Here is an 11,041-nt window from a genome sequence, read left to right as displayed (position 1 = left end):
GTAAGAAACTTGAGGAAACCTGTCCCTAGTACGAGAGGACCGGGACGGACGAACCTCTGGTGTGCCAGTTGTCCTACCAAGGGCACCGCTGGTTAGCTACGTTCGGAAGGGATAACCGCTGAAAGCATCTAAGCGGGAAGCCTGTTCCAAGATGAGGTTTCTCACCACCTTTGCGTGGTTAAGGCCCCCCACAGACCATGGGGTAGATAGGCCAGAACTGGAAGCCCGGTAACGGGTGCAGGTGACTGGTACTAATCGGCCGAGGACTTACAACCAAAACGAAGACTTGATTGTCTCGCATCCACTGTGCAATATCTGAAACAACACACAAACAAACAAATGATCAGCACTAATCATTAACTCGATTTGTGCGTGATGGTTGTTTCACATTGTTACGGCGGCTATAGCGGTAGGGAAACGCCCGGTCCCATTCCGAACCCGGAAGCTAAGCCTACCAGCGCCGATGGTACTGCACCCTAATCAGTGTGGGAGAGTAGGACACCGCCGAACACAATTTGCGGATACCCCGTATTCACAGTCCCCGGACTGCGAATACGGGGTATTTTGCTATCCCCAGACACGTTACTTTCGTCCCACACAGCACCCACCGAGGGGAATACGCCCTCCCCGGCTCCATCCGGGGACGAAATTTACCGTCCAGGCCGCCACCCCGCCCATGACAGCGCGTGACAGCTCATGGCAGGGCGGTGCAAGGGCCATCTCTTAGCGTCAGTTCCATCAACGCGAGCTAGGAGATCATGATGCCCACCACCACCAAGACTGCGACCGCCACACCGTCGCGCACCTACCCGTCGCTCGCTGCGGCCTGGATACCGCTGGCCGCGCTGTGCCTGGCCTTCTTCGTCGAGATGGTCGACAACACGCTTCTGTCGATCGCGCTGCCGACAATCGGCCGCGACCTCGGCAGCGGCACCACTGACCTGCAATGGGTGACCGGTGCCTATTCGTTGACCTTCGGAGGTCTACTACTCACCGCAGGGTCGATAGCCGACAGGTTCGGCCGGCGCAAGGTCCTCCTGATCGGACTCGGCGTCTTCGGCACGTTGAGCCTGCTCGTCGTGGCCGTGACGACGACAGGCGAGCTCATCGCCTTACGTGCCGCACTCGGCATTGCCGCCGCGATGATGGCCCCGATCACGAACTCGCTGGTGTTCCGCCTGTTCGACGACAAGGTACTGCGGATGCGCGCTATGACGGTGATGATCGTCGTCGGCATGTCCGGATTCGTTCTCGGCCCGGTGCTCGGTGGAACCGTGTTGGCCCACGTGAGCTGGGAATGGCTGCTGGTCGTCAACGCGCCGATTGCGCTGATCGCCGGCCTCGGCGTCTGGTTCGGCGTCTCTGCCGACCGCCGCGACGACCTGACCAACGATCGGCTCGACATTCCCGGTGCCTTGCTGAGCATCAGCACCATCGGCCTCGCCTGCTGGTCGCTGACCAGTGGTGTCCTGCACGGCTGGGGCTCGACGGTCACGGTGACGTCCATCCTCGGCGCCATCGTCGCAGGGGTGGCGTTCATCTGGCACGAACGTCGCAGCGCGGCACCCATGCTTGACCTGAGCCTGTTCTCGGTCGGCACCGTCCGCGGTGCCGCCATCGCCCAGATCGGGACATCGGTCGCCATGGCGAGCGTGATGTTCGGGCTAATCTTGCACTTCCAGTATGCCTACGGATGGAGCCCGACCAAGGCCGGTCTCGCGAACTTGCCGATCATCATCACGATGATCGCGGCGACCCCGCTCTCGGAGTGGCTCGGCGCCCGGTTCGGCCACCGCATCGCCTGCCTCGTCGGCGCGGCTTGCCTTGCCGGTTCGCTGGCCGGTCTGTCGTGGGGCGTCGAGCACGGATACCTCGCCATCGCTGTCTGCATGGTGGTCATGACCATCGGACTGCGCACAGTCATGACGATCTGTGCGGTCGCTCTCGTGGAGGCCATGCCGGCCAACCGCACCTCGATCGGAACAGCCCTCAACGACACCGCGCAAGAAGTCGGCACCAGCTTTGGAACTGCGGTGGTCGGCACCCTCATCGCGGCGCTGGTCACCACCCAACTGCCGACCGGTACGTGGAGCAGCAGCCTCGTCGACTCGTTCTTCCGCGGTGAATCGATCACGTACGCGATCCTGGCGATCGTCGTCGGCCTGATCTCCGCGGGTGGCGCGCTCATGCTCACCAACTCTCGGACCACCGAAGAGGTGCACTGAACTGTGACTGGTCGGAAGTGTCCGGTTGGCCAACAGATAGGCTCAGTCAGTGCTTTTCAGCTGGGCGAACACCATCACCGCGGAACGGCTGACACCCATATTCGGTGCCAACGTCGTGGCGCGGGGCCAGCGCTACGCAACCGACTCGACGGTTCGCGACCTCACGTGGGAAAGCGGAACGATCCAGACCCTGAGCGGCACCTGCGTCGGACCGGACGATGGATCCCACGACGTCACGATCAGGTTCGCCGCGGTGGGCGAACACTGGTCGATCGCTACGGCAATCTGCACCTGCCCGGTCAGGATGTCCTGCAAACACTGCGTAGTGGTTCTGCTGGCCGCAGCAGGCGAGGGAGTTCCGGAGGGGTCACCATCCTGGGAGTCGGTGGCCACATCGATCATCTCGGAGTCCGAACACGCCCCGGCCAGAGCACTCGCATTGCTGGTTGTCGTCGAACAGGACGAGACCATCCAAAGCCCTGCGGTGCGTCTTCGGCCCATGACAACCGACACCAATGGCGCTTGGGTACGAACGGGTGTCTCCTGGCGGGTGCTCCAAGGTCCTGACGTCCACAGCGAGTTCGACGCAGCTCAGTACCGGGCGTTGCAACACCTTGCCCAGGCCGATGATGGCATTCAGAACTCGAGCCCGCACGATCACCTCGAGCTGTCCACCACGTCGGCGGCGATCTGGACTGCGCTCGAAGATGTTGTGTCCGCGGGCATTCCTCTGATCTCAGACAGTTCGTCACTCGCCGACCGCGTCGAGATCGCGACGCGCGCAGTGCTGGGCCTTGACATCGGCCCGGGTGACACGACCGCCGCCGCTTCCCTCGACGCGCGCCTGCTCGTCGACGACGAACCGTGGGATCTGACCCACGCCTACATGCTGGGTAAACCCAACCCCCACGGCGTTTTTCACGTCGAAGACCGGGTTCTGACGCTCGCTCCCTTCGAACCCCTTCCGCCGAAGTCGCTGCTGGATCTGGCCGGTAGCAAGCTGACAGCGCAGATCCCGGTCACCGACGCCGACCACTTCATGAACGACGTGCTGCCGCGGTTGCAGGCATCCGTTCCGGTGCGGGTGGCCGACCGACTGTTCGAACCACCTGAGATCACCGGTCCGACACCGGTTCTCACCGTCTCCACCACAGACGTCGGAGTTCGAGCTCGCTGGACCATCCGGTACCACGTCAACGGAGACCAACGCGACGTCGATCCGACAGCGCAGGGCCCCCGTTCCTTCTACCGCAACAAGAGTGCGGAAGATGAGGTGTGGCAACAGAACAGCGACATCCTGGGAGCCGTGGCAAGGAGCGCGGATTCCTGGCAGGAGCCCGCGCAGGCCCCGTCGGTACGTACGTTGCTGGCCGGCGTCGAACTGTCCGGGGTGGAAGCGGCGCGCTTTCACGTCGAAGTGTTGCCACAGATCGCCGACCGCGACGACATCGTGGTCGAGTTGTCCGATGACCCAACGGACTATCGACAGTCGGAATCTCCTGCGCAGCTCGATTTCTCGGCTCCGGATGCGCAGACCGCAGGGAACGATTGGTTCGACCTGCGGATCACCGTGACCGTTGAGGGAGAGCAGGTTCCACTCGCCGATCTGATCAGAGAGCTGTCGTCCGGAGCCACCCACATGCTGCTCCCGTCCGGCATGTACTTCTCGCTGGACACGCCTGAGTTGGTCCGGCTTGTCGAGCTCCTTGCGGAGGGCCGGGCACTCGGCGAGTTCGAGGCAGGGCAGGTAAAGGCGGACTCGTTCAACGTCACACTCTGGGAGGAACTGCTCGAACTGGGAACGGTCGACGAACAGACCCGTGGTTGGCAGGAGAATCTGGCGAGGTTGCGTGCCGCCCGACCTCCGTCCGACATCGACCCGCCGGCCATGCTGCGCGCCGAGCTGCGGCCGTACCAGCGCGACGGACTGAACTGGCTGAGCTTTCTGTGGGACAACGGTTTAGGCGGCATCCTCGCCGACGACATGGGTTTGGGCAAGACTCTGCAGACCCTGGCGCTGATCGGGCGGATCCGCGAGGACGGCCTTACCTCCGGGCCCTTCCTGGTGGTGGCGCCGACCAGCGTCATTGCCAACTGGCTGGCCGAGTGCGCGAAGTTCACCCCCGACCTGACAGCGGTCGCGGTGACGGCCACCGAGGCGAAGAGCCGTGGGGCGCTGCAAGCGCGAGTGGATGGTGTCGACATCGTGATCACGTCGTACACGTTGTTGCGCATCGACTTTGATGTGTTCGACGCCGTCGACTGGGCAGGGCTCATTCTCGACGAGGCGCAGTTCGTGAAGAACCACAGAGCGAAAGCCCACCAATGTGCGCGGCAGCTGTCAGCGCCGTTCAAATTGGCAATCACCGGTACGCCGATGGAGAACAACCTCTTGGAACTGTGGTCGATGTTGTCGATCACCGCGCCGGGCCTGTTCCCGAAACCGAAGCGATTCACCGAGTTCTTTCGGAAGCCCATCGAAAGCGGAGCCCATCCCGAACGGTTGGCAACGTTGCGCCGTCGCATGAAGCCGATGATGCTGCGGCGCACGAAGGATCAGGTCGCCACCGACCTACCACCCAAGCAAGAACAGGTGGTGCCGGTCGCCCTGATGGAGCCGCACCAGACGATGTATGACACCCGACTCGCCCGCGAGCGGCAGAAAGTCCTTGGCCTGCTCGGTGACTGGGAAAAGAACCGTTTCGAGATCTTCCGGTCACTGACGATGCTGCGTCAGCTGAGTCTGCATGCCGGACTGGTCGACCCGGCGAAGCGAGACCTGCCATCGGCCAAGATCGAGTTCTTGGTCGAGCAGTTACCAGAACTGATTGCCGAGGGCCACAGCGCCCTCGTCTTCAGTCAGTTCACCGGGTTCCTCAGGATCATTCGCGAGCACCTCGATGCCGAAGACATCCCGTACAGCTATCTCGACGGGTCGATGAACGCACGGCAGCGCACCGAGGCGATCCAGCAGTTCACCGACAGCACCACCAAAGTGTTCCTGATCAGCCTCAAAGCCGGTGGTTTCGGCCTCAATCTGACCGAGGCCGACTACGTCTTCGTCTGCGACCCGTGGTGGAACCCGGCCGCTGAAGCCCAGGCCATCGACCGCGCCCACCGCATCGGCCAGACCCGCTCGGTCACGGTGTACCGGCTGGTGTCGGCAGGGACCATCGAAGAGAAAGTTGTTGCGCTGCAGGACCGTAAACGCGAACTCTTCACCGCCGTCATGGACGAGGGGGAGATGTTCGGGAGTGCGATCGGTGTTGATGACATCAGGGAACTGCTGGGAGTGACCGACCGCGATCAGTAGTCAAGGAAGGTTGTTGAATCTGCGGCGCTGCTCCAGTCAGAGCGTGGCCGGTCGTTGTGATCGTTGTCGATGCGAGGAAGTTAGACGCGATTGTCCCTGCGCAGGACTTCGCGAGCGAACAGTGGGATCCACGGTGGCACCGGGAGTTTGGCGCGTTCGGTGGAGCTGGGGGCGCCCAGTAGAAAGAGGAACCGGCGCGAGGTTGCGGCGGCGTACGTGAAGGCCCGCGGGTGGTTCGCTTGCCACCCAAGCGCGGGCATGGTTTCGAGAATAATCGGATCGGCATCGTCGATCCCGGCTGCGGTTGCGATCAACGCGACAACACCGGCGTCTCGTTCGGCATCGTCGTTGCCCCGTGGCATACGGGACGCCACGTGTTCCCAGAGCTTTCGTGGTTCGGAGCGAAGCTTCGTGGCCCGCGCCGTCGGGAGCAGTTCGCCCTTGATCTTCCGGATGAGGCCGAATTTGATCATCGACTCACGCAATAGTGTGGCCTGAAAGTGGTCGACCTCCCGATTCCCTCCGATAAAGGGCCAAGCTGCCCAATCCAATTCGTGACGCATCTGTGCGACGGATGTCGGTGGGAGGTATCCGGCGGGGGTGAGTTTGAGTTTGTCGCCGATGTGGTCGATCAGCCAGATGATCTTCGCCAGCGCGACAGCCGCATCGGTGTCGTCGATCTCGACAGCTTCGGAAAGGTGTGCCGCATCGAGTGCCTCGATGAGGAGCGGGACCGAAATGGGGTGGACGCGAGAGAGAAGTGCGCCGACCAACGGCGACGCCGCGGCTGCGGTGGCGAGTATCGCTTTCCGTCGGGCGCTGTGATCCAGTTGCGCATTCACGGCGATGACGTCGAAGTGTTCGGCCTCGAATGTGCCCGCCCAAGCGGAAAGGTGTTCGTACTCGGCGTCTTCCGGGTCGTCGAGCACGCGCAGAAGTTCTGTGTAGCCGAACTCTCCACCGCAATCCTCAGGCGGGCACGCTCGCACGCCCTCCAGACAGACGACAGACTGGTCCGGGTCCTTGCGCACCTCGACCAACGCGATGTGGTGTAGCCAGCCGTCGCCGTAGTCGTACACATACAGGACTTCGTCACCCGGCTCGATGAGAATCTCCTCGATACGAACGCCTTCGGCCAGTCGCTCCCTCCCGACATCGTCGAAGTAGCTCTCGTCGAGTTCGGTCTGTTCGACAAAGCTCACCGCGTTGGAATCCCAGGGGTTGTCTCCGAGGACGAACTTGTGGAGGTGATAGTCCTCCCAGCCCATCACCACCTGCAGCGCGTCGTGCAGATCGGGAAGGGTGATCGAAGCCGGCACCTCGATCGTTCGCCAGATTTCGGGTTCGATCCCGTCGAGGGTTATGCGCAGCTGGTAGCGCCGTCCGACCGCGAGGTCGTGGGTCGGCGGGCTATCCAGCGTCTCTTGATCGGAGGGCACGGGGCTGAGACTACCCGCCGAACTGGAACGGATTCGGCAGAGTGAGACCGGTGTTGTCGGGGTCGGATTTTGGTGAGGAAATCGCGATTCGTGGAGCTACCGACGCTCAGTCCGCAGGCGCGGTCGGCGGCTCCCACAATTCGATCGCGTTGCCTTCGGGATCATGGATCCGCGCGAAACGTCCGGTTTCGGGGGAGTCCCATTCGGGTTTGACGATCACTGTGATCCCGCTATCCTTCAGCTGCGCGAGTAAGCCGTCGAGGTCGGTGACGCGGAAGTTGAGCATGAACTGCTTGTCTGCCGCCCAGTAGTCGGTGCCCGCCTCGAACGGCGAGAAGACGACCGGGCCACCCTGCACCTTCCATGACCATTCATCAGGTGATCCGGTACCTTCAGCGGCGCAGCCGGCTCCGACACCGAGCTGCTCGCGATACCAGGCGCTGAGCGCCTCGGGATCCTGTGCGCGAAAGAAGATTCCGCCTATTCCGAGCACTGGCATGTCGTTCTCCTTGGCTGACCGACGAGCATGTCGACGTCCGGTGACAGCGGTCGTCCTCGACTACTGATGGCACGGCGATCCTATCGCTGGGGTCGTGTCGGAGGCGAGCTCTACTGTTTCCCACGAGGTCATCACCGATGATCAACGGTACCGGGGAGGGCACCAAGATGAGACCTGATTTCGGGGACAACACCAACTTCGACGAGAGTGTGGAAGCCGCTTGGCGCGCGCTCGCAGATCAGCTGGCCACACGGCTCGCGACACTTCAACGCAAGGAGTTCGTCGAGGTGGCGCGCACCGACATGGTGGGCGGGTACCACCTGCTCCTGACATTCACGCTGACGGGCTCGGGGCGATTTCGTTGCACGGTCGACGGTTCGGCGTTCACGACCTACGGTGTCGACGGCTGGATTTCGGTACAACGAACCCAGCGCTTCGCACTGATGGGGCGTGGTTGGCGTGTATTGCGCAATCGGACGTTCATTCATGAGGCCGGCAAGCGGAGCATCGATAGCCTCGTTGCCACCGCGATCCAATCGTTGAGGCAGGTGTGGGAGTTCGACGATCCGTCGGTCCTGACGGTGCGTGACCCCTTCGGCCCGCGATCTGAAGAACCGGATCCGCCCCCGTTCGTACTCTCATTCGTACCGCCGGTCACGGGGGCCAACAGCACGCCGGGCGCGCCCGCAGGTGTTGGCATCGTGCCTGACGATGCGACGCATTTGCTGGAGATGACCCGCAAGATCCTGTCGGCGCGCTTCGGTAAACGAGTTGCATTCGACCAGAAGGTAATTGGGTTCGCCACCGATGCTGCGCTTCACACCAATATCCTGGTATCGCCGCAGTCCCTTCGCCTCGAGTTCTGCACAGTTCTGGCGCACGAGATCCCGGACATGGACCTGCTCGGTGCGGTGGTCGCCGAACACTCCTCGCGGTGGCCGGACGTGTCGATCGTGGTCACCAAAGGCCACGTGTTTGCGGTGCGCGCGATGGAGGCAGCAGTCTTCTCTCACACCAATCTGTTGGCCGCGTTGCAGGCGTGGCAGGAGTTTTGCGGCGACGGAGCAAACGACATCATCGAGCAACTGCAACCCGGCGTGATTGACACCCTCGACTGCACGACCGACAGGGTTCCGGACCGTCTGATCGACTGGGTCGCCCGGTTTGACCAGGACCCTTCGGCGATCACACCTGACACGATCGTGCGATCCTGCCGAGCCAACACTCCGATGCTGCGTCGATATGCACGCATCGCTGCCGACCAGATCAAACAAATGAACGTAATCGAACAGACATGGGTCGCTGCGGGCGGGAGCCCTGAGGAGATAGCAGCCGGCGTACGCCAGCGGCAGGCAATCGAACAGTTCATGCCGGTGCTGAACGCATCGATAAGCCTTGCAGCAGAACTCAGTGTGGAGTTGGAGCGGCGACGTTGCGGCTGATCAGACCAATGGGTTCAGAGGAGGCGAATGCGACAATTGCCGTCGCTTCGATGTACCTCGGCCGCACCGGTATTCACTTGATGTCAATGGTGGGTCCCAGCTCCGGATGGTCGGTCACACGAGGGTTCCCATAGGGGTCTTTTGCGAATTGGGGGATCACGATAGGCCGATGGATCCCTGGGATTCTGGGGAGGTGCAGTCCGGAGATCAGCGGTAACACCAGACCCTTCACACCGTCGATACCTTCATCGATCCAATGGCCCTCGTCGCCGAGGTTCACGTCGATTTTGTTGGACTCGATGCCCCGTTCGACATATCCGGTGACGTCGCCCCCACTGATCACCCCGGCCATGTTTGCAAACGCGGTCGACCCGGGATCGTTCCAATAATCGCCGTGACCGTCAGGTCCGAAAACGATTTCGCCCGGATGATCCCGGTTGCTCTGGCTGTAGTAGCCGGTGTCAAGCCTTGTCACACCGGGCATTTCGTCGGGATCGGAGCCGTGTGGGTTGATTCGCTTGTCGAGGGACTGGGTCGCGCCGATGAGGTCTCCGGGCGCGGTCATCGAGAACCGCTGAACCTTGGGGTTCTTGTTGACCCACGGGCCGTCGTACACACCGGTTCCGGCGGATGAGGCGTAGAGGACGCGATCGGCGCGGAGCCCGAGTTGTTCGGCTGAACCGACGACCGATCCACCGTAGGAGTGGCCGATGTAGGTGACTGGTGTGCCTGGTGCGTTGTCCTTGACCGCGCGGTCGACTTCTTTCCCGAACTCGACAAGCCCCCGCGCCATGGCTCTGGCATCGCCGGGAAACGCCGCTTCGGGCAGAAGCTTTTGCGGGAGTTCACCATTCATGTAGAGAAACGCGGGAGAGTTGCTGAGCCGAGCGAGGTTCCATGCGGCGTTGTGGTTGACGCTGCTTCCGTTGAGATTGGTGCCCATGCCGGGCACGTAGACGCTCACTCCCTTGTTGCCGGGGTGAAGGTTACCGATCATCTCGATCATCCGCCCACCGCCGGCATGGGAGAAGGCGACGAATTGTCGGTTCATCAAGCCATCAAAGGGGTTGCCCTGCGTGCCTTCTGCGGTGGCGCTGTGGTCGCGGGCGAACTCGGGGTCTTCGATCGGCGCGAGCATCGCTCTGAGTTGGGTGATGCGGGCGGCACTTGGATTGGGCTTTTGTTGTTCGTCGTTGAGCGCGTTGTGGATATTTATCCTGTTCGCGGCAATCCGCGCTGGAAAGGGCACTCCGTCGGTATTGCCCATGACCTGAGGATTGGCGTCGATCAGTGCTTGCAGGTCCTGGGCACTCATCGAACCCAGGAATGCTGCGCGCTGATCGGGCGTCATACGTCCCAGACTCGCGACCACATCATCAGGTGCGGCGGGTACCGGTGAGGGTGCTGGTTTTGGTGCCATGGGTACCCCCGGTCTACGACCAGATTGACGGCCATTCACATCACGGTCCAACCGCACATCCAGTGTATCTGGCCTGGTCGAGACTTAAATCGATCCTCGTCGGCGGTGGCCGAATCTACGGCGTCGTCGCAGAGATTTGTCGGTACCCGGCGCTATCTTGTCACTAGAGAACAGTTGAGGACGGGATGCCATCGTGGACGAATCGGAACAGTCATCGAACGTGGATCAGTGGTCCGATATGGCAGCGTGGATCGTCGAGTCGCTCGCCGACAAGCCGGTCGGCTTCCTCTTTGAGATGGGACCGGGCGACTACGTCTACACCGACGATGACGAGGACGACGTTGTGTGCGTCCAGGTCCAGATGCTCTCCGACGGCGTGATGATGCTCCGGCGCTCGCGCTCGGTGCTAGGTCGTCTGTTGATCGCTGACTATTCATCCGTGAAGTTGCCGCTCGACAAGTGGCTGTTCAACGACCATTTCGAAGACTGCACCGACGGCTATCTGTTCAGCCGCGATCTGCAGCTCGTCGCCGACACCTGTGTCACCTGGTTCCGGGAAAACTGGGGAGTCCGCTCGCCCGACGACCTCGGCTGTGAGTACAGCTACCCCGATGAGCTCCTGCCGCCGATGGGTGATTGACGCGTCGGCTGCGGGGCCTATCTGGCCTGAAGCGCCAGCACCCTTCAACGTCGAACGCTGCCC

General features: G+C 62.1%; 7 protein-coding genes and 2 rRNA genes. 6 read left to right on the top strand and 3 right to left on the bottom strand.

The features are described from left to right. The 4 genes from H290_RS0120295 to H290_RS0120280 form a co-directional block, all read left to right on the top strand. A 23S ribosomal RNA gene (locus H290_RS0120295) occupies positions 1-275 on the top strand; the annotation flags it as partial. A 118-nt stretch (positions 276-393) separates the two neighbouring features. Next, positions 394-510 (top strand): 5S ribosomal RNA (gene rrf, locus H290_RS0120290). 251 nt (positions 511-761) lie between these two features. Next, positions 762-2,225 carry an MFS transporter gene (locus H290_RS0120285; RefSeq protein ID WP_196809597.1) on the top strand — a complete coding sequence of 488 codons (1,464 nt, stop codon included), beginning with the start codon at positions 762-764 and terminating at the stop codon, positions 2,223-2,225. A 49-nt stretch (positions 2,226-2,274) separates the two neighbouring features. Continuing rightward, the gene (locus H290_RS0120280) at positions 2,275-5,538 is read left to right on the top strand and encodes a DEAD/DEAH box helicase (protein ID WP_020108667.1); all 3,264 of its coding nucleotides are present in this window, start codon (positions 2,275-2,277) and stop codon (positions 5,536-5,538) included. An 80-nt stretch (positions 5,539-5,618) separates the two neighbouring features. Here the strand turns inward: H290_RS0120280 and H290_RS0120275 are convergent, their stop codons facing one another. After that, on the bottom strand, positions 5,619-6,977 hold the full coding sequence (locus H290_RS0120275) for a plasmid pRiA4b ORF-3 family protein (protein WP_020108666.1): 1,359 nt from the start codon (positions 6,975-6,977) through the stop codon (positions 5,619-5,621). Between the two features lie 106 nt (positions 6,978-7,083). Continuing rightward, on the bottom strand, positions 7,084-7,476 hold the full coding sequence (locus H290_RS0120270) for a VOC family protein (protein ID WP_020108665.1): 393 nt from the start codon (positions 7,474-7,476) through the stop codon (positions 7,084-7,086). 548 nt (positions 7,477-8,024) lie between these two features. On the opposite strand from H290_RS0120270, the gene H290_RS0120265 reads away from it, so the two are divergent. Beyond that, entirely contained in the window at positions 8,025-8,918 is an 894-nt protein-coding gene (locus tag H290_RS0120265; protein WP_196809596.1) for a hypothetical protein, read from the top strand. A gap of 73 nt (positions 8,919-8,991) precedes the next feature. On the opposite strand, the gene H290_RS29335 is transcribed toward H290_RS0120265, so the two are convergent. After that, entirely contained in the window at positions 8,992-10,338 is a 1,347-nt protein-coding gene (locus H290_RS29335) for an alpha/beta hydrolase (protein ID WP_081631655.1), read from the bottom strand. 190 nt (positions 10,339-10,528) lie between these two features. Between H290_RS29335 and H290_RS0120255 the strand changes: the two genes are divergently transcribed. After that, on the top strand, positions 10,529-10,978 hold the full coding sequence (locus H290_RS0120255; RefSeq protein WP_369758837.1) for a hypothetical protein: 450 nt from the start codon (positions 10,529-10,531) through the stop codon (positions 10,976-10,978). The last annotated feature ends 63 nt before the right edge of the window (positions 10,979-11,041 follow it).

This window comes from Nocardia sp. 348MFTsu5.1, assembly GCF_000383535.1.
Classification (GTDB): Bacteria; Actinomycetota; Actinomycetes; order Mycobacteriales; family Mycobacteriaceae; genus Williamsia; species Williamsia faeni.
This window is presented reverse-complemented; position numbering and strand designations above follow the sequence as displayed.